The sequence below is a fragment of the Blastomonas sp. UPD001 genome (assembly GCF_003426715.1).
Lineage (GTDB): Bacteria > Pseudomonadota > Alphaproteobacteria > Sphingomonadales > Sphingomonadaceae > Blastomonas.
The window spans coordinates 2,020,672-2,037,810 of sequence record NZ_QKVT01000001.1; the positions used below are offsets into that span (position 1 = coordinate 2,020,672).

Annotated in this window: 21 protein-coding genes; 11 read left to right on the forward strand and 10 right to left on the reverse strand. The window is 66.4% G+C overall.

Translation table 11 applies throughout. The features are described 5' to 3' along the window. Positions 1-28: 28 nt before the first annotated feature. Positions 29-760, reverse strand: a complete 732-nt coding sequence (locus tag DM995_RS10245) for a class I SAM-dependent methyltransferase (RefSeq protein ID WP_116970415.1) — start codon at positions 758-760, stop codon at positions 29-31. Between the two features lie 55 nt (positions 761-815). Between DM995_RS10245 and mutM the strand changes: the two genes are divergently transcribed. The 3 genes from mutM to dnaA all read left to right on the forward strand — a co-directional run bounded on the left by mutM (position 816) and on the right by dnaA (position 4,302). Beyond that, positions 816-1,628 (forward strand): bifunctional DNA-formamidopyrimidine glycosylase/DNA-(apurinic or apyrimidinic site) lyase, encoded by an 813-nt coding sequence (gene mutM, locus DM995_RS10250; RefSeq protein WP_116969356.1) that lies wholly within the window; start codon positions 816-818, stop codon positions 1,626-1,628. A gap of 163 nt (positions 1,629-1,791) precedes the next feature. Beyond that, on the forward strand, positions 1,792-2,055 hold the full coding sequence (gene rpsT, locus DM995_RS10255) for a 30S ribosomal protein S20 (RefSeq protein WP_023839753.1): 264 nt from the start codon (positions 1,792-1,794) through the stop codon (positions 2,053-2,055). A gap of 861 nt (positions 2,056-2,916) precedes the next feature. Beyond that, a complete protein-coding gene (dnaA, locus tag DM995_RS10260; RefSeq protein WP_023839754.1) occupies positions 2,917-4,302 on the forward strand; it encodes a chromosomal replication initiator protein DnaA in 1,386 nt (461 codons plus the stop codon). 173 nt (positions 4,303-4,475) lie between these two features. On the opposite strand, the gene DM995_RS10265 is transcribed toward dnaA, so the two are convergent. Next, complete coding sequence (locus tag DM995_RS10265; RefSeq protein WP_116969357.1) at positions 4,476-5,180, reverse strand: NAD-dependent deacylase; 705 nt, start codon at positions 5,178-5,180, stop codon at positions 4,476-4,478. Positions 5,181-5,232: 52 nt separating this feature from the next. Between DM995_RS10265 and dapB the strand changes: the two genes are divergently transcribed. The 7 genes from dapB (at position 5,233) to DM995_RS10295 (ending at position 9,613) form a co-directional block, all read left to right on the forward strand. Continuing rightward, positions 5,233-5,964 (forward strand): 4-hydroxy-tetrahydrodipicolinate reductase, encoded by a 732-nt coding sequence (gene dapB / locus DM995_RS10270; RefSeq protein WP_116969358.1) that lies wholly within the window; start codon positions 5,233-5,235, stop codon positions 5,962-5,964. A gap of 71 nt (positions 5,965-6,035) precedes the next feature. Further along, positions 6,036-7,226 carry a M48 family metallopeptidase gene (locus DM995_RS10275; RefSeq protein WP_116969359.1) on the forward strand — a complete coding sequence of 397 codons (1,191 nt, stop codon included), beginning with the start codon at positions 6,036-6,038 and terminating at the stop codon, positions 7,224-7,226. Further along, positions 7,226-7,930 (forward strand): aspartate/glutamate racemase family protein, encoded by a 705-nt coding sequence (locus DM995_RS10280; protein WP_116969360.1) that lies wholly within the window; start codon positions 7,226-7,228, stop codon positions 7,928-7,930. Before DM995_RS10275 ends, DM995_RS10280 begins: the two co-directional genes overlap by 1 nt. Beyond that, positions 7,927-8,670 (forward strand): endonuclease III, encoded by a 744-nt coding sequence (gene nth, locus DM995_RS10285; RefSeq protein ID WP_116969361.1) that lies wholly within the window; start codon positions 7,927-7,929, stop codon positions 8,668-8,670. Before DM995_RS10280 ends, nth begins: the two co-directional genes overlap by 4 nt. Before the next feature lie 80 nt (positions 8,671-8,750). After that, on the forward strand, positions 8,751-8,879 hold the full coding sequence (locus tag DM995_RS22645) for a hypothetical protein (protein ID WP_286164944.1): 129 nt from the start codon (positions 8,751-8,753) through the stop codon (positions 8,877-8,879). A 10-nt stretch (positions 8,880-8,889) separates the two neighbouring features. Beyond that, positions 8,890-9,198, forward strand: coding sequence for an alkylphosphonate utilization protein (locus DM995_RS10290; protein WP_116969362.1), 309 nt, complete (start codon positions 8,890-8,892; stop codon positions 9,196-9,198). Between the two features lie 7 nt (positions 9,199-9,205). Next, positions 9,206-9,613 (forward strand): DoxX family protein, encoded by a 408-nt coding sequence (locus tag DM995_RS10295; protein ID WP_198669320.1) that lies wholly within the window; start codon positions 9,206-9,208, stop codon positions 9,611-9,613. 6 nt (positions 9,614-9,619) lie between these two features. On the opposite strand, the gene DM995_RS10300 is transcribed toward DM995_RS10295, so the two are convergent. The 3 genes from DM995_RS10300 to DM995_RS10310 all read right to left on the reverse strand — a co-directional run bounded on the left by DM995_RS10300 (position 9,620) and on the right by DM995_RS10310 (position 11,125). Continuing rightward, positions 9,620-10,081 (reverse strand): MarR family winged helix-turn-helix transcriptional regulator, encoded by a 462-nt coding sequence (locus DM995_RS10300; protein WP_116969363.1) that lies wholly within the window; start codon positions 10,079-10,081, stop codon positions 9,620-9,622. Beyond that, on the reverse strand, positions 10,078-10,503 hold the full coding sequence (locus DM995_RS10305) for an organic hydroperoxide resistance protein (RefSeq protein WP_031318844.1): 426 nt from the start codon (positions 10,501-10,503) through the stop codon (positions 10,078-10,080). Before DM995_RS10305 ends, DM995_RS10300 begins: the two co-directional genes overlap by 4 nt. Positions 10,504-10,597: 94 nt before the next feature. Continuing rightward, complete coding sequence (locus DM995_RS10310; protein WP_157973159.1) at positions 10,598-11,125, reverse strand: DUF3833 family protein; 528 nt, start codon at positions 11,123-11,125, stop codon at positions 10,598-10,600. Positions 11,126-11,290: 165 nt separating this feature from the next. Between DM995_RS10310 and DM995_RS10315 the strand changes: the two genes are divergently transcribed. Further along, the gene (locus tag DM995_RS10315) at positions 11,291-11,896 is read left to right on the forward strand and encodes a lysophospholipid acyltransferase family protein (protein WP_116969365.1); all 606 of its coding nucleotides are present in this window, start codon (positions 11,291-11,293) and stop codon (positions 11,894-11,896) included. An 18-nt stretch (positions 11,897-11,914) separates the two neighbouring features. On the opposite strand, the gene nadA is transcribed toward DM995_RS10315, so the two are convergent. The 5 genes from nadA to DM995_RS10340 form a co-directional block, all read right to left on the reverse strand. Beyond that, entirely contained in the window at positions 11,915-12,922 is a 1,008-nt protein-coding gene (gene nadA, locus DM995_RS10320; protein WP_116969366.1) for a quinolinate synthase NadA, read from the reverse strand. Positions 12,923-13,008: 86 nt separating this feature from the next. Continuing rightward, positions 13,009-13,779, reverse strand: coding sequence for a hypothetical protein (locus DM995_RS10325; RefSeq protein WP_116969367.1), 771 nt, complete (start codon positions 13,777-13,779; stop codon positions 13,009-13,011). A gap of 49 nt (positions 13,780-13,828) precedes the next feature. Continuing rightward, positions 13,829-14,728, reverse strand: coding sequence for an MBL fold metallo-hydrolase (locus tag DM995_RS10330; protein ID WP_116969368.1), 900 nt, complete (start codon positions 14,726-14,728; stop codon positions 13,829-13,831). Between the two features lie 88 nt (positions 14,729-14,816). Further along, positions 14,817-16,640, reverse strand: a complete 1,824-nt coding sequence (locus DM995_RS10335) for a M56 family metallopeptidase (protein ID WP_116969369.1) — start codon at positions 16,638-16,640, stop codon at positions 14,817-14,819. Then, positions 16,637-17,008 (reverse strand): BlaI/MecI/CopY family transcriptional regulator, encoded by a 372-nt coding sequence (locus DM995_RS10340; protein ID WP_060979086.1) that lies wholly within the window; start codon positions 17,006-17,008, stop codon positions 16,637-16,639. Before DM995_RS10340 ends, DM995_RS10335 begins: the two co-directional genes overlap by 4 nt. Positions 17,009-17,139: the final 131 nt, after the last annotated feature.

Genomic DNA, 17,139 nt, shown 5'->3' on the forward strand with positions numbered 1-17,139 from the left:
CCCCGCCGTCCCGCCGGCCCTACCCCCATCACGCCTTCCAGCCGCTATGGATGTTGACCGCGCCACCCAGGATCGGCTCGACCCTGGTCGCGGTGAACCCGGCATCCTTGATCATCTGTTCGAACACCGGCGGCTTGGGGAAGCGGCGGATCGATTCGGCGAGATAGCGATAGCTGTCGGCATCGCCCGCGATCATCTGGCCCAGGCGCGGCATCAGATGGTGCGAATAGGCGTCGTAGACCTCGCCGAACACCGGCCATTCGGTGGTTGCGAACTCGAGGCAGAAGAAGCGCCCGCCATAGCGCAGCACGCGGTGCGCCTCGGCCAGTGCCTTGTCGATATAGGTGACGTTGCGGATGCCGAAGGCGATCGTGTAGGCGTGGAAGCTGCGATCGGGGAATTTGAGATTCTCGGCATCCTGGCACGACCAGACCAGCCGGTCCTCGCCGCGCGCGACCGCGCGCTCGATGCCGACATCGAGCATGTCCTGATTGATGTCCGCAACGGTGACGTTCGCGCCCGACTTGACCATGCGAAACGCGATGTCGCCCGTGCCGCCCGCCATGTCGAGAATGTCCTCGCCGGCGCGCGGCTTGACCCGGCGCACGAAGCGGTCCTTCCAGAGACGATGCATGCCCCCCGACATCGCATCGTTCATGATGTCGTACTTGGCCGCGACGTTCGAAAAGATGCCGCCAACCCGACCCTGCTTTTCCGCCGGGTCGATATCCTGATAGCCAAAGGGCACTGTCTCGGTCATGGCCGCCATGTAAGCATGTTTGTGTCCAGCGCAAAGCCTGATAACGGACCTTTTCATGCCAGAGCTTCCCGAAGTCGAAACCACCGTGCGCGGGCTTGCCGCCGTGCTGCAGGACGTGCGGCTGACCAGCGTCGTCGCGCGCCGCGCGGACCTGCGCCGCGCCTTTCCGGTCGATCTGGGCCAGCGGATGACGGGGGCCAGGATCATCTCGCTCGGCCGCCGCGCCAAATACGGGCTGCTCGGCACCGACCGGGGCGATTCGATGGTGTTCCACCTCGGCATGTCGGGGCGCTGGCGAATTGATCCCGACGAGATCGGCACGCACGATCATCTGGTGCTGCAGACCGAATCGGGCCACCGGTTGTCGCTGTTCGATCCGCGCCGCTTCGGCTCGGTCGACCTGGTGACCACCGATGCACTGGCGAGCTTCCCCTCCTTCGCCGCGATGGGTCCGGAACCGCTAGGCGACGAATTCACCCCCGCCTATTTGCGCGAACGCCTGGCCGGTCGCGCTTCCCCGATCAAGGCGATGCTGCTCGACCAGCGAATCGTCGCGGGCCTCGGCAACATCTATGTCTGCGAGGCGCTCAACATGGCGCGAATCTCGCCCTTGCGCGCCGCAGGGCAGATCGGCCCCGCCAAGCTCAAGCCGCTGGTCGCCGCGATCAAGGCGGTGCTGGCCGATGCGATCCTGGCGGGTGGATCGACGCTGCGCGATTATGCCCGGCCCGATGGGCAGCTGGGCTATTTCGCCAAGCAATGGCGGGTGTACGGACGCGAGGGCGAGGCCTGCCCGTGCAGCGGCACGGTCGAGCGCGTGGTGCAATCGGGCCGGTCGACGTTCTGGTGCCGCAGATGCCAGAAATAGCCAGTCTGCCACCGGCGCGCGGCATTGAGACGTTGACGTGGGCCATGAGAATCGCTAACGGCAGCGGCTTCAAAGCGCTGGCACCGCCACCGGGCGGCCAATCTGCTTTACCCGAAATCCGCCGATCAGCCGTGATCGCCTATTGAAAGACGTGTGAGAAACTATGGCCAATACGCCGCAAGCCAAGAAGCGCATCCGCCGGAACGAGCGTCGTGCCGTCGTCAACGGCAACCGCATCGGTCGCATCCGCACCTTCGTCAAGAAGGTCGAATCGGCGCTCGACGCCGGTGACAAGGAAGCCGCCCAGGCAGCGCTCGCCAGCGCCCAGCCCGAGCTGGCCCGCGGCGTCGCCAAGGGCGTGCTGCACAAGAACACTGCCGCGCGCAAGTTCTCACGCCTGACCAAGCGCCTCGCCGCGCTGGCCTGATTCGGATCGGGGCCTGGCGCCCCATCCCCTTTCGGCAACGAAGCACGATCCGCCGACCGGTCTCCGGTCTGGCGGATTTTTCGTGCCCATCGCACAGGGGCTTGGCGCGGCGCGGTCGGACAAGCTTTTGTAACATCGCGCAACCGGTGTCACATCACGGTAATGGCACCGTCACACAGGCGCTTTGCCAAGCCCAGCTTTTTCCGCGATTCGCCCGGCCCGAGGTAACACGCGCTGGTCTAAGCTATTGAATTCCCATTATAAACAATGTGAATCCAGCAATATCCTCGTGTTAACCGAGTCAAGCGGCATTATTTCATTTTTTTTACCCGGCGGCTCTTGCTCGACTCGTTTGCTCGCCGCTACACCAAGCTCGAGAGGCGAGCGTTCAGCCCTCCTCTCCACTGCACAAACTGACGGATACATTGATCGAAAGACCCATGTGTTTTTCGGTGGATGGTCTTTGTGCCCCAGAATTGGGGTGGTTCCCCGCGCTGACCAAGGGGTTGGGCGGCATGCGGGATGATGATCGCAGCGGGGATAGGCCCCGGTGCGATGCGAGCGAGGGGGAGGTAGCAGGTTTTGCGTAACTGGGTCGGATTGCCACTTATTGGGATGGACCGGGCTTTGCCCGTTGATGATACCTCGCGCCTGCACGGACGTACCCGATGGCGCGCAAGCGATAGCGGCTTGCGCAGGCCAGACCCGGGTCGAGGTATGTCGATCTAGCTAAAAGCAGCGGCGCAGGGTGCAACCGAAGTCAAGGGTTGCCCGCCGCACGTCCGTCCTATCCGGCTGGTCCGATTGGTCCGCCGGACCCATTGTCAGCAATGACCAAGATACAAGAAGTGGCATTCAGGCATGATCGAACTCAGCGATTCGAGCGGCGCAGCAGATTGGGCGGCCGACTGGAACGAGATCAGCGAAGGTCTACGCAAGGATCTGGGCGCTCAGATCCACACCCAGTGGATCCGCCCCATTCGCCCCGGCAGCTTCGAGCCCGCCTCCGGCCAGCTGCACCTGCACCTGCCGTCCGAATTTTCCGCCAACTGGGTGCGTGAGCGCTTTGCCGACCGGCTCGCGCTGGCGTGGAAGATCGTCCGCCCCGAAGTGCGCAGCGTCGCCATCGCCGCCGCCCCGCGCGAGGCCGAGATCGCCCGTCCGCGCATGCCCGCGCCGGTGGCCCCGATCGCGGCTGCCCCGCGCGCTGCCGAAAGCGGCAACCGCATCGCGCTCGATCCCTCGCAGCTCTTCTCGGGCTTCATCACCGGCCAGTCGAACGTGCTCGCGTTCAACGCCGCGCAGCGCATGGCCGCGGCGGAAAAGCCGCTGTTCAGCCCGCTCTATCTCAAGGCCGCCACCGGCCAGGGCAAGACGCATCTGCTCCATGCAATCGGCAATGCCTATGCCGAGGCCAATCCGCAGGCGCGCATCTGCTACTGCCCGGCGGAAAAGTTCATGAACGATTTCGTCAGCGCCATCCAGCGCGGCGATTCGATGGCGTTCAAGGCGCGGCTGCGCAGCTTCGACATGCTGCTGGTCGACGACATCCAGTTCATCATCGGCAAGAATTCCACCCAGGAGGAATTCCTCCACACGATCGACGCGATCCTGGGCGCGGGCAAGCGGCTCGTCGTCACCTCGGACCGTGCGCCCCAGGCCCTGGACGGGGTCGACCAGCGGCTGCTCTCGCGGCTCGCCATGGGCCTGGTCGCCGATATCCAGCCCGCCGATATCGAGCTGCGCCGCGCGATCCTGCGCGCCCGGGTCGAGCAGATGCGGATGGGCGATGTCCCTGAAGAGGTGACCGAGTTTCTCGCGCGCACGATCAGCCGCAATGTCCGCGAGCTGGTCGGCGGGCTCAACAAGCTGATGGCCTATGCCCAGATCACCGGGCAGAAGGTGACGCTGGCACTGGCCGAGGAGCAGCTCTCCGACTTGCTCAGCGCCAACCGCCGCCGCATTACCATCGACGAGATCCAGCGCGCGGTCTGCCAGTTCTACAAGGTCGATCGCGCAGAGATGTCGTCCAAGCGCCGCGCCCGCGCCGTGGTGCGCCCGCGCCAGGTGGCGATGTATCTCGCCAAGGTGTTGACCCCGCGCTCGTACCCCGAGATCGGCCGCAAGTTCGGCGGACGCGACCATTCGACGGTGATCCACGCCGTTCGCCTCATCGAGGACCTGCGCACCCGCGATGCCGATATGGACGGCGACGTCCGCGCGCTGCTGCAGCAGCTGGAAAGCTGAAGCGGCACCAGCCCCGCAATTTCGTCATTCCCGCGAACGCGGGAATCCCGCTATAGCGCCGACGACCCGAGCGGGATTCCCGCTTTCGCGGGAATGACGAGGGTTGGTTCGGCATTTGCGCGGTCATTGAGGACGTTCGCCCCATATCGAGGTGGAGGGCTATGGGCGCTTCATCACTGCCCCAGCATCTCGCCGACCCATTCGGGCACCAGCTTCGTCGCCGGGCCGTGGCGCGATTCGTGGAAGAAATAGCTGCCCTGGCTCGGCTCCAGATTGAGCTCGAGCGTCATCGCCCCCCGGGCCCGCGCCTCGCGCACGAGGCCGGCGGCGGGATAGACCGCGCCCGAGGTACCGATCGAGACGAACAGGTCGCACGCGCCCACCGCTTCGTAGATCCGCTCCATCTCGTACGGCATCTCGCCGAACCAGACGATGTCGGGGCGCAGCTGGCCGGCCACGCCGCATTCGGGACAGGCGGGCCGGTCGATCAAAGGCTCGCGCCATTCGGGCCGCGCGTCGCAGGCGAGGCACCAGGCGGTGAGATGCGTGCCGTGCATGTGCAGCAGCCGGCTCGCGCCGGCGCGTTCGTGCAGGTCGTCGACATTCTGGGTGATGATCAGCAGCTCGCCCGGCCATTCGCGGTCGAGCCGGGCCAGCGCCTCGTGCGCGGCATTGGGCTGCTTGGTCTGGATCGCGGCGCGGCGCATGTCGTAGAAGCGCAGCACCAGATCGGGATCGCGCGCGAACGCCTCGGGCGTTGCGACATCCTCCACCCGGTGCTGCTCCCACAGACCGCCTTCGGCACGGAAGGTATCGATGCCGCTTTCCGCGCTGACGCCGGCGCCGGTGAGGATGACGATGCTGGGAATCTTTGCCATGAGCCAGGCAATAGGGCATTGGCCGGGCGAATTACAGTCTGAGGGAAGACGGATGACGCGGATCGGGATTATCGGGCTTGCGGGCCGCATGGGCCAAGCGCTGGAAAGCGCGATTGTCGAGGCAGGCGCGAGCGTGTCGGGCGGGATCGACAAGGGCGGCGATCCGCTGGCGCTGGCGAAGGAGAGCGACGTGCTGGTCGATTTCTCGGTGCCCGCCGCGCTCGAGGCGAACCTGGACGCGGCCATCGCGGCGAACGTGCCTATCGTCATCGGCACCACCGGGCTCGAGGAACGCCACCACTGGCTGATCGACAGCGCGGCGGACAGCATCGCGGTGCTGCAGACGGGCAATACCTCGCTCGGCGTCACCCTGCTTGCGCATCTGGTGCACGAGGCGGCAAGCCGGCTGGGCGAGGACTGGGACATCGAGATTGCCGAGATGCACCACCGTCACAAGGTCGACGCGCCATCGGGCACCGCGCTGCTACTCGGCGAGGCGGCGGCGCGCGCGCGCGGGCTCGACCTGGCACGCGACAGCGAGCGCGGGCGCGACGGCGTGACCGGCGCGCGGGCGCGCGGCGCGATCGGCTTTGCCAGCTTGCGCGGCGGATCGGTGGCGGGGGATCACACCGTGTTCCTGGCGGGCGACAACGAACGCATCGAGCTCACCCACCGCGCCGAAAGCCGGATGGTGTTCGCTCGCGGGGCGGTCAAGGCGTGCCTGTGGCTGCACAACCAGCCGGCAGGGCGCTATACCATGCCGCAGGTGCTGGGGCTCGCCTGACCTCATCGGCTTGACGCCAGCCGCGTCGCCGCCTAAGCCTGTATTATTCAACCAATACAGCGGGGCGCAGCATGGCATTCCATCCCGAGGCAGCCACCAAGGCCTATATCGACGGTCTGGGCGCAGAGGCGTTGGCCAAGTCCGCCGCCTATACCGCATCGAGCGAATGGATGATCCTGGGCGGGCTGATCGTCACGCTGGTCATTACCGTCATCCTCGTCCGCTTGAAACTTACCGATCGCATCTGGGCGCGCCTCGAACGGCGGGGCTGGGCGCTGCGGACCGTGCTGACGGTGGCGGGCTTCTCGGTCGCCTCTACCCTGCTCAGCCTGCCCTGGACGATCTATTCGGACTGGTGGCACGAGAAGAGCTATGGCCTGACCAGCCAGCCGCTCGGCGATTTCCTGAGCCAGGGCGCGATCGCGATGACGATCAGCACCGTGATGGGCAGCCTGTTCCTGCTCGGCGTCTATACGCTGATGCGCCGCACCGGCAGGCGCTGGTGGCTCTGGTCTGCGGGCTTTGCCGCCGCCGCCGTTTCGGTGATGCTGCTGCTCGCGCCGACGCTGATCGAGCCGCTGTTCAACCGATACCAGCCGATTCCCGAGGGCCCGGTGCGCGATGCGGTGCTCGAGATGGCGAAGCAGGTCGATATCCCGGAAGACCGGATCTTCATCTATGACGGATCGCGCCAGTCGAACAATTTCACCGCGAACGTCTCGGGCATCGGCAGCGCCGCGCGGATCGCCATCTCGGATGTCGCGCTCAAACAGGCCTCGCTCGACGAGGTGCGCGCGGTGACCGGGCACGAGATCGGCCATTATGTGCTCGGCCATGTCTGGCGCTCGGTCGGGGTGCTGAGCGTGCTCGTCGTCGTGCTGTTCTTCCTCGCCGATCGGCTGCATCCGCGCCTCGCGAGGGCGCTGGGCAGCCCGACCACCGAGATATCCGATCCGCGCGGGCTTCCGGTGCTGATGCTGGTGCTGTCGATCCTGGGCACGCTGGCGATGCCGGTGACCAATTCATTGACCCGGATCGGCGAGAGCGAGGCCGATGCCTATTCGCTGCAGATGGTGAACCTGCCCGACGCGCTGGCCGGCGCGCTCGTCAAGACCGCCGAATATCGCTATCCGCGTCCGCATCCGCTGCAGGAAATGCTGTTCTACACGCATCCTTCGGTCGAGCGCCGCGTGCGCAGGGCGATGGAGTGGAAGGCGAAGCACCCTGCGGGCAAACCGCCTGTCGCCAACGCCAATCCCTGATGCGCACCATCGGCCTGCTCGGCGGGATGAGCTGGGAAAGCTCGGCGCATTACTACCGGCTGATCAATCGGGCGGTGCGCGAACGGCTCGGCGGAACGCACAGCGCCGCGAGCGTGATGGTCTCGGTCGATTTCGCCGAGATCGAGGCGCTGCAGCATGCGGGCGAGTGGGACGCGCTGACGGAGCGGATGATTGCCGCCGCGCGCCAGGCCGAACGCGGCGGCGCCGAGCTGCTGGTCGTCTGCACCAACACGATGCACCGCATGGCCGATGGGGTGCAGGCGGCGATCGGCATTCCGCTGCTGCACATTGCCGACCCGGTCGGGTCCGCCATCGCCGCGCAAGGCCTGACGCGCGTCGGCCTGCTCGGCACCGGCTTCACCATGGAACAGCCGTTCCTGCGCGATCGCCTCGCGCAGCGGCACGGGCTGGAGGTGATCGTCCCCGAAGCGGCGGACCGGCAGGACGTCCACCGGATCATCTATGACGAACTGGTGCGCGGGATCGTGACCGAAGAGTCGCGCGCTACCTATCGCGCGGTCATGGCGCGGCTGGCGGCGGCCGGCGCGCAGGCGATCATCCTCGGCTGTACCGAGATCATGCTGCTGGTGCGCGACGAGGACAGCCCCGTGCCACTGTTCGACACGACCGAACTGCACGCCCTTGCCGCGGTGGACCTGGCTCTGGCACAAGGCGCGGCATGAACAAGGCCGACACTTTCGAATTCTACCGCCGCCTCGCCGAGACCAATCCCGCGCCGGTCACCGAGCTGGAATATGGCAACCATTTCCAGCTGCTGGTCGCGGTAGTCCTCTCCGCCCAAGCGACCGATGTCGGCGTCAACAAGGCGACGCGCCCGCTGTTCGAGATCGTGAAGACGCCCGAGCAGATGGTCGCGCTGGGCGAGGAAGGGCTGAAGGCGCACATCAAGACGATCGGGCTGTTCAACAGCAAGGCCAAGAATGTCATCGCGCTGTCCGAGGCGCTGATCGAGCGGCACGGCAGCGAGGTTCCGCAAGACCGCGATGCGCTGACCGCATTGCCCGGCGTCGGGCGCAAGACCGCCAATGTCGTGCTCAATGCCGCGTTCGGAGCGGAGACCTTTGCGGTCGACACGCATATCTTCCGCGTCGGCAACCGCACCGGCCTCGCGCCCGGTCGCACCGTGATCGACGTGGAAAAGGCGCTCGACAAGGGCACGCCGGGGCCGTTCCGCGTGCACGGTCATCACTGGCTGATCCTGCACGGCCGCTATATCTGCAAGGCGCGGCGGCCCGAATGCTGGCGCTGCCCGGTGGCCGATCTGTGCCGCTTCAAGCCCAAGCCCGACGGCCCCGATGCGCCGATCCCCAAGGCGGCCAAGAAGCACCGCGCCAACAAGCCCGCGCCTGCGCGAAAGAAGCGCGTGCCCGCAAAGACAGCGGCACCGGTCGCATCCGGCTGACCCACCGATTTCGGGCGCAATGCGCGCCGATCCGGTCTATGGTTCCTACCCGGGCGCCCCGCCTGGACAAGGAACAGACCATGGCTAAGGGCCAGAAGAAATCGAACCGCGAAGTCCGCAAGCCCAAGGCCGAAAAGCCCAAGCCCCAGAACGCCTCCAATCCGACGACCAAGCCCGGCGGGCTGAACATCGTTACCCTGAAGAGCTGAAAGAGCGCCCATGTCGACACCCGATGGCGAGGACTATGTCTATGACGAGGCGAGCGGCGAATGGATCGCGCCCGGCGAAGCGGGCACCGCGGCGGGCGAAGAGGGCATCGAGGTCCGCGATGCCGTGGGCAATTTGCTCGCCGATGGCGATCAGGTCACGCTGATCAAGGACCTCAAGGTCAAGGGTGCGGGCCAGACGCTCAAGCGCGGCACCTTGATCAAGTCGATCCGGCTGACCGGTGACGCGCAGGAAATCGACTGCCGCTTCGACGGCATCAAGGGCCTGGTGCTCCGCGCCGAGTTCGTCCGCAAGCGGTAGACGCCCCGTGCCTCGGCCATCTCCCGTCCGCACCGGTCTGCGCTGGCTGCTGGCGCTGATCTATTTCGCGGCGGGCGTGATCCATATCCGCTCGCCCGGCGGCTTTGTCGCGATCACGCCCGATTGGGTGCCCAGCCCGCACGCGGTGGTGTTCTGGACCGGGGTCGCGGAAATCGCGGGCGCGATCGGGCTGATGATCCCACGGCTGCGCCGGGCGGCGGGCATCGGGCTCGCGCTTTATGCCTTGTGCGTGTGGCCCGCCAATTTCAACCATGCGATCAATGACATCGCCATCGGCGGCAACCGCCTGCCCTGGGCCTATCATGGTCCGCGGCTGATGCTGCAACCGCTGATCATCTGGTGGGCGCTGTGGGTCGGCGGGGTGACCGACTGGCCGTTCGCGAAACGGCGCTGAGCGCGGTCAACCGGCCCCGCCCGGCGCGGCGAGCATCGCCACCAGCCGCCGCACGCCCTCGCGAAGCTTGTCGAGCCCCTCGGGAGAACGTCCGCCCGCGATCGTCGCTGGCACGTGCAGCGCGTCGGCGCGCAGCGCCCTGCCCCGCTCGGTCAGGCCGATCAGCACGCGCCGCTCGTCCTCGGCATCGCGGGTGCGGCTGACCAGGCCGGCCTGCTCCATCCGCTTGAGCAGCGGGGTCAACGTCCCGCTGTCCAGATAGAGCCGCGCCCCCAGCGCCCCGACTGTTTGCGGCTCCTCTTCCCACAGCACCAGCATGACCAGATATTGCGGGTAGGTGAGCCCCAGCGGCTTGAGCACCGGGCCGTAGAGCCGGTTGAGCAGGTTGGTGGCAGCGTAAAGCGGGAAGCACACCTGCCGATCGAGCAGAAGCGGATCATCGCCCGGCGCTGCCACCTTGCCGGTCATTGCGCGAACACGCTGATCTTGACGTCGACATTGCCGCGGATCGCGTTCGAATAGGGGCAGACCGCGTGCGCCGCCTGGACGATTTCCTCGGCCTTCGCCTGGTCGACGCCGGTGATCTCGACCTCGAGCGCGACCGCGAGCTGGAAGCCGCCCTGTTCGGTCGGCAGCAGGCTGACCTCGGCCGCGACCTCGATGTCGCTGTCCTTCACCTTGTCGGCCATGTTGCGGCTGACATGAATGACGGCGTTCTCGAAACAGGCGGCATAGCCTGCGGCGAACAGCTGTTCGGGGTTGGTCGCGCCGCCCTTGCCGCCCAGCTCCTTCGGCATGGCGAGCGCGAGGTCGAGAATGCCGTCCTCGCTCTTGATGGTGCCGCTGCGACCGCCATAGGCGTTGACGCGCGTGGTGTAGAGAGTGCTCATGGTCTGCTCCTTGTTGTCCGTGTGTAACGGATAGATAGGAAGCGATTATATTGTGTACAACATATCTACTCCCGTTGAGCCGAGTTTTTTTCGATCAATCCCTGCGCGTGATCGTCTCGCGCATCCGGGCGACCAGAATGCCCGATTTGCGGATCGACATGCGGTTCTGGACCGTGCGGCCATCGGGCATGGCGAACAGCCATTGCCGCGCGGTCAGATCGCCCTTCATGCGGAAGCGCAGCTCGAGGCAATTGCCGCGCACCACGCCCTCGACCGGGCCTGTGGCATCGGACAGGCTGCCGGCATAGCGCCCCGGTGCGACCTCGCGCAGCCGCCACTGGCGCGTGCTGGTCTTGCGGCCCGGCTCGGTGATCACCTGGTCGACCACGATCGTCCCGTCTTCGGCCCGATGGCCGCTGCTTTCGACATGCACCGGGCGCGTCCTGCGGAATGCGATCTTCAGCCGTCCCTCGCCCGCACTCGCCCCGACAAAGGCGCGCGCGACATCGAAGGCAGGTGCGTCGCTCGTGAGGCCTGCGCGCCCGGATGCGCCGACACAGCCGGTCAGCGCGACCAGGGCCGAGAGCAGGAGGGCCGAAAACGGCAGGGGCAGTGCGCGCATCATGGCTGCAAGCTAACCGAGATCGCAGAACGGCTCCAGCGGATCGACGCCCGCCATTTTCGCGAACTGTGCCGTTGATCTCGCGCGGCGCTTGCGTCACTAGGCGATAGGCACCTGCCGCTACGGCTATCTCGCCGGATGGGGCAAGGTGCGACCGGGGGTAGGATGACCAAGGCAAGCCAGGCTGCGCGCTCGCGCGAGCCATCGACCGCGCATCTCGGCTGGATGGCGCGCGCGCTCTATGCGCTGCTGATGTTCATCTATCGCCGCCACCGCTTCACGGCGGTCGGCACGCCCCCGCCCGAGCGACGCTATGTCATCATCGCCGTGCCGCATACCAGCAACTGGGATTTCCCCAATTACATGGGCGTGACACGCGAGCTCGGTCTGCAGACGCATTTCATGGCCAAGACCTCGCTGTTCCGCTGGCCGTTCGGCAATTTCATGCGCCAGATGGGCGGCGTGCCCGTCGATCGCAGCGCGGCGGGCGACATGGTGCAGCAGATGATCACCGAGTTCGCCGCCCGCAAGGACTTCATCCTGACGATCGCGCCCGAAGGCACGCGCAAGTCCGTCGACGCCTGGCGCACCGGCTTCTACCGGATCGCGCTCGGCGCGGGCGTGCCGATCGTCTGCGGCTTCATGGATTATGGCAACCGCCGCGCGGGGCTGGGCCCCGTGATCCACCCGACCGGCGATTATGAAAAGGACATGGCCCCCGCCTTCGCCTTCTATTCGGCGATGGCGGGGCGCAATGCGGTGCACAAATAGCGCCGGCGCTGGGGCTGCTTAGCCCTGGTGCGCGAGATCGGGGCGACCGAGATCGCCCTGCCCCACCGTGCTGCTCGCCATTTCGAGCATCCGGTCGAGCGACTTCTTCGCCTGGAGGCGCAGCGCCTCGTCCAGTTCGATGCGCGGCTCCAGATCGCGCAGCGCGACATAGAGCTTTTCCATCGTGTTGAGCGCCATATAGGGGCAGATATTGCAGTTGCAGTTGCCGTCCGCGCCCGGCGCGCCGATGAACGTCTTTTCGGGCACCGCCTTTTCCATCTGGTGGATGATGTGCGGTTCGGTCGCGACGATCACCACCTCGCTCGGCGTTTCCTTGGCGAATTTCAGGATCGCGCTGGTCGATCCGACCATATCGGCATGGTCGATGATATGCGCCGGGCATTCCGGGTGCGCTGCGACCGGCGCGTCGGGATATTGCGCCTTGAGCTTGAGCAGTTCGGTCTCGCTGAACGCCTCGTGCACGATGCACACGCCCGGCCAGAGCAGCATCTCGCGGCCCAGCTTGCGCTGGAGATAGCCGCCCAGATGCTTGTCGGGGCCGAAGATGATCTTCTGGTCGGCCGGGATCTGGCTCAGGATTTTCTCCGCCGAGGACGAGGTGACGATGATGTCGCTGAGCGCCTTCACCGCCGCCGAGCAGTTGATATAGGTGAGCGCGATATGGTCCGGGTGCTCGGCGCGGAAGGCGGCGAACTTGTCCGGCGGGCAGCTGTCCTCGAGCGAACAGCCCGCGTCCATGTCGGGCAGGATCACGATCTTGTCCGGCGAGAGGATCTTCGCGGTTTCGGCCATGAACTTGACGCCGCAAAAGGCGATGACATCGGCATCGGTCTCCGCCGCGATGCGCGACAGCTCGAGCGAATCCCCGACGAAATCAGCCAGATCCTGAATCTCGGGCTTCTGGTAGTAATGCGCCAGGATGACCGCGTTCTTTTCCTTGCGCAGCCGGTCGATCTCGGCGCGCAGGTCGAGGCCGGAAAGGTTCTCGCGGGGTTGTGCAGTCATGGCAGTTCCTCAACAAGGGGGCACCCATGCCCCCGGCCCCTCCCTAGACGGCGGGCGGCGACAGGGCAATTGCTGTTGCTGCGCCGTTACATGGGGGGCGGCGGCGGAAATGCCATACCCGCAATGGCTTCGCCCGGATGTCCGGCGACGACCGCCGCATAGATGGCATCGCCCAGCGCAGTCGGCGCGATCAGGCTCACCACCGGGATCGGCAGCACGATCGCGACCATGCCCCAGAGATAGGCGGGATGAAAGCGGATGCCGTGCCTCAAGTCGCGAGCGATCCCCGCGATCGGAAAGACCAGCGCGACCAGCAGCGGGATTTCCCAGGCGTACGGGATCAGCAGGGGCATCGGCAACAGCCGCCCCAGGCCGGGGTTGAGCAGGCTGGTGATGGCGCAGAGCTGCAGCCGCATATGCCAGTCGCGCCGGTGGCGCAGCCGCAACGCCGCGACGATCAGGCATCCGAACATCAGGAGGTTAAACGGGTTGGCGATCAGGAAATGCTGCGGCTGGAAGAAGAACGGGGTGATGCCGCGCTGGACGACGTCGATGGTGATCCAGAACCCCAGTGCCATCATCAGCACCACCCAGACGGCAGTGATCCGCCCGAGCAGCCGGTGCGCGCTGTGCGGCCCCTGGACGGCCAGCCAGGCCTGGGCGGTGAACAGCAGCACCCAGCCCATGAACACCACGCCGTGCACGTGCACCAGCGGCCGCGCGGCGAAGGTTGATCGCCCCATGGCTAGGTGCAGGCTGAAGCCCGCGACCACGAGCAGCGCCATGATCGTCGCCGACCAAGCATAAAAGGGTTCGGCCCGAGCCGATTGTTGCCGCAGAACGCCCGTAATCGCCATGTTTCGACTCCCCCCGGACCCGGCGGGAGCATAACGCGGAAGCAGCGATTTACGAAACGCTGTTTGCGGTCTCGCGCGCGCCGGCGACCAGCCGCCACAGCTCGCCATCGCGGGCCACGGCACCGCGATTTTCCAGATCGATCAGATGCGCCAGCACCGACCGGCCCGCCGCACCGTAGAGCCGCGTGTCGATGCCCTTGTACATCGCCGGCACCATCGCGGGGATGGTCTGCGGACCCGCTTCGAGCTGGCGCAGCACCTGACGTTCGCGCTGCTTGCGATGGCCCATCATACCGCGCACCAGCTGCGCCGGATTTTCCACCGCAGGGCCATGCGCCGGGTAATAGATGCGGTCCGATCGTTCCTGCAGCTTGGCGAGGCTTTGCATATAGGCTGCCATGTCGCCATCGGGGGGCGAGATGACGCTGGTGGACCAGCCCATCACATGATCGCCCGTGAACAATGCGCCGCTTTCGACCAGCGCCAGGCACAGATGGTTGCTGGTATGCCCGGGGGTCGCCACCGCCTCGATCGTCCAGCCGCTGCCCGATACGCGCTCGCCATCGGCGAGCACCCGGTCAGGTGCGTAGGTCGTGTCGAACGCCTCGTCGGCGCGCGGGCCATCGTCGGCGAGGATCAGCGGCGCGCAACCGATGACCGGTGCCCCGGTGCGCGCCTTGAGCGGCGCGGCAGCGGGGCTGTGGTCGCGGTGCGTGTGCGTGCACAAGATTGCCGCGATGCGCGCCTCGCCCACTGTCGCCAGGATCGCCGCGATATGGTCCTCGTCCGCCGGACCCGGATCGATCACCGCGACATCTGCGCCGTCGCCGACGACATAGGTCTGCGTCCCGGTATAGGTGAAGGGCGACGGATTGCCCGCGAGCACGCGGCGGACAAGCGGTTCGAGCGGCTCGGCAAGGCCGGTGGGCAGATCAGCGGGCAGTTCCATGCGCCCTAGGTGGCACCGATCACCCGCAAGCGAAAGGGGCTGCGCAACATTTGCCGCGCAGCCCCCTCAGCCGTTCCGTCGTTCGCGATCACCAGGTCCGCGCCGGAGGAGCGGGCGGCTCGGGCGCTTCGGGCGGCGCCGGAATGCGGCTCATCTCGCGCCGGGCTTCGGCCATGTCGCGACGCAGTTCGCGGCGCGCTTCGGCCAGGCTCTGCCGCATCTCGCGCAGGCCCTCATCGAGGTCGCGCAGTGCCTCGGCGCGTTCCTCGCTGCTCAGGTGCGGGTTGCGACGGATTTCGGCGCGCGCGCGCTCCATCGACTTGCGGCCCTCGATCATGCCGCGTTCGATATGCGCGGCAATCTCCGCCTCGTCGGGCATCACCTGGCCGCAGGTGACGACCTTGGTGCGCGTCACCTGGCCATTGCGGGTCTCGGTCTGGGTCATGAACGCGGCGGATTTAGCCTTGCCCTCGCAATCGCTGGTCTGGATGCGAAGCGTGTGGCCGTCGCCCAGTTCGATCACATTGTCGCCGGGCTTGCCGCTGCGGACCACCACACGAGAAGCATGCGCATAGGCGTTGGCACGGCCGCGTTCGGCATCGGCGACCGCCCGGCCGGCATCGGCTACCGCACGATCGGCATCGGCAACCGCCCGATCCGCATCGGCAATCATGCGATCGGCATCGGCCCGCGAGCGCTCGGCATCCGCCGCCATCCGGTCGAGTTCCTTCTGACGGGCCGGACGGTTGAGCCGCAGCACCACCTTCTTCCCGTCATCGCGGCGCAGCGTATAGACATAGACGCCGTTATCGACCTCGACCGAAGGCGCTTCGGGAGCCTCCGGTGCATCAGGCGCATCGGGAGCGCTCGGCGCTTGCGGCGCGTCGGGAGCTTCCGGCGCCACTGGCTGCACGGCATAACTCACCGTCGCGGTCATCGCCATCGCGGTGACCAGACCGCCGCCGATCAATGAACCGCCGAGCCATTTGCGGCCCTTGGACGCTTCCGACTGCTTCATGATCTTCAGCCTTTCGACAATCTTTTCCTTGGGGTTGAGCGGGCTGGCAAAGGCAAGCGTCTGGCCGGTCGCTGCCTTGGCGATGGCGCGGGCATAGGCCTGGCGCTCAGCCATCGTCCGGCGACGCAGCACGCGGGCATCGCACGCCGCTTCCTGATCGAAGCGGAAGGCGCGCCAGGCCATCCAGGCGATGGGGTTGAACCAGTGCAGCGACAGCATCGCCAGCGCCGCGAAGTTCGCCCAGAGATCGCCCGCGCGGTGGTGCGATCGCTCGTGCGCCAGCGCCAGTTCGCGCTCCACCGGGTTGTAATCGCGGGTGAAGCCGATCGGCAGCGCGATATAGCGCTGCCACAGACCGAAGGCGAATGGGCCGGAAATGCCCGCAATCTCGATCACGCGGATATCGTCGATGCGGGTCACCTCGACCGCATCCTCGAGCAGTTCGCGCCGGTTCTGCAGATAGGCCGAAAGCTGCGCGATCAGGAAGATCGCCGCGCCGCACAGCCAGACCGTCACGCCAATCGCGAACCAGTCGGCATCGGCGAGCAGGCTCTGCACCAGGCTGGGCTCGGGCATCGCGTCGACGGCAGGCGCGGCAGCGGCCACCGCGGCCGGGACGATCGCCGTGCCGCCATCGATGACGTCAGGCGCAGCGGGCGCGCTGACCGGGATTTCGATGGTCTTGGTGAGCGGCGGCATGAACAGCCGCGCGAGCGGGATCGCCCAGAGCGCATAGGCGAGTTCCGCGCCGAAATGCTTCGCCACCGGGCGGCGCAGCACCAGCACCAGCGCCATCAGCGCGGCGGTGACGATCAATGTGTCGACCAGCCATTGCCCGGCCACGCCATGCGCGAAATCGCTGAGCGATTCAAATGCGAGCCATTCCCCGATCATGACTTCAACTCCCCGATCAGCCGTTCGATCTCGGCCAGGTCCTCCGCCGTGAATTTCTGCTGTTCTGCCAGATGCGCGATAAGCGGCGCAGCGCGGCCGCCGAACAACCGATCGACCAACCGCCGCGATTCATCGCCGACATAGTCCTCGCGCGCCAGAATCGGGCTGTAGAGATAGCGGCGGCCGTCCTGATCATAGGACACCGCGCCCTTGTTGGTGAGCCGCGACAGCAGCGTCTTGACCGTCTGCAACGACCATTCGCGCGCATCGGCCAGCGCGTCGGCCACCTCGGTCGCGGTGAGCGGCGCGCGCTGCCACAGCACCTCCATCACCGCATGTTCCGCATCACTGATCCGTTCGGGAGCCATCGAGTCGCCTTCGCCTTGTTGCAGGAGATACGACTACGGGTGTAATCGATCCGACTACGGATGTAAACGGTGAATTTGATCCGGTCGCGGCGAGGGTGGTTTTGCCGCCGCTGAGTCTCGACCCGCTCGAC

Bases quoted from the DNA above. Each gene is read 5' to 3' on its own strand.
- DM995_RS10245 (WP_116970415.1), bottom strand. From the start codon at position 760: ATGACCGAGACAGTGCCCTTTGGCTATCAGGATATCGACCCGGCGGAA.
- mutM (WP_116969356.1), top strand. From the start codon at position 816: ATGCCAGAGCTTCCCGAAGTCGAAACCACCGTGCGCGGGCTTGCCGCC.
- rpsT (WP_023839753.1), top strand. From the start codon at position 1,792: ATGGCCAATACGCCGCAAGCCAAGAAGCGCATCCGCCGGAACGAGCGT.
- dnaA (WP_023839754.1), top strand. From the start codon at position 2,917: ATGATCGAACTCAGCGATTCGAGCGGCGCAGCAGATTGGGCGGCCGAC.
- DM995_RS10265 (WP_116969357.1), bottom strand. From the start codon at position 5,180: ATGGCAAAGATTCCCAGCATCGTCATCCTCACCGGCGCCGGCGTCAGC.
- dapB (WP_116969358.1), top strand. From the start codon at position 5,233: ATGACGCGGATCGGGATTATCGGGCTTGCGGGCCGCATGGGCCAAGCG.
- DM995_RS10275 (WP_116969359.1), top strand. From the start codon at position 6,036: ATGGCATTCCATCCCGAGGCAGCCACCAAGGCCTATATCGACGGTCTG.
- DM995_RS10280 (WP_116969360.1), top strand. From the start codon at position 7,226: ATGCGCACCATCGGCCTGCTCGGCGGGATGAGCTGGGAAAGCTCGGCG.
- nth (WP_116969361.1), top strand. From the start codon at position 7,927: ATGAACAAGGCCGACACTTTCGAATTCTACCGCCGCCTCGCCGAGACC.
- DM995_RS22645 (WP_286164944.1), top strand. From the start codon at position 8,751: ATGGCTAAGGGCCAGAAGAAATCGAACCGCGAAGTCCGCAAGCCCAAG.
- DM995_RS10290 (WP_116969362.1), top strand. From the start codon at position 8,890: ATGTCGACACCCGATGGCGAGGACTATGTCTATGACGAGGCGAGCGGC.
- DM995_RS10300 (WP_116969363.1), bottom strand. From the start codon at position 10,081: ATGACCGGCAAGGTGGCAGCGCCGGGCGATGATCCGCTTCTGCTCGAT.
- DM995_RS10305 (WP_031318844.1), bottom strand. From the start codon at position 10,503: ATGAGCACTCTCTACACCACGCGCGTCAACGCCTATGGCGGTCGCAGC.
- DM995_RS10310 (WP_157973159.1), bottom strand. From the start codon at position 11,125: ATGCGCGCACTGCCCCTGCCGTTTTCGGCCCTCCTGCTCTCGGCCCTG.
- DM995_RS10315 (WP_116969365.1), top strand. From the start codon at position 11,291: ATGACCAAGGCAAGCCAGGCTGCGCGCTCGCGCGAGCCATCGACCGCG.
- nadA (WP_116969366.1), bottom strand. From the start codon at position 12,922: ATGACTGCACAACCCCGCGAGAACCTTTCCGGCCTCGACCTGCGCGCC.
- DM995_RS10325 (WP_116969367.1), bottom strand. From the start codon at position 13,779: ATGGCGATTACGGGCGTTCTGCGGCAACAATCGGCTCGGGCCGAACCC.
- DM995_RS10330 (WP_116969368.1), bottom strand. From the start codon at position 14,728: ATGGAACTGCCCGCTGATCTGCCCACCGGCCTTGCCGAGCCGCTCGAA.
- DM995_RS10335 (WP_116969369.1), bottom strand. From the start codon at position 16,640: ATGATCGGGGAATGGCTCGCATTTGAATCGCTCAGCGATTTCGCGCAT.
- DM995_RS10340 (WP_060979086.1), bottom strand. From the start codon at position 17,008: ATGGCTCCCGAACGGATCAGTGATGCGGAACATGCGGTGATGGAGGTG.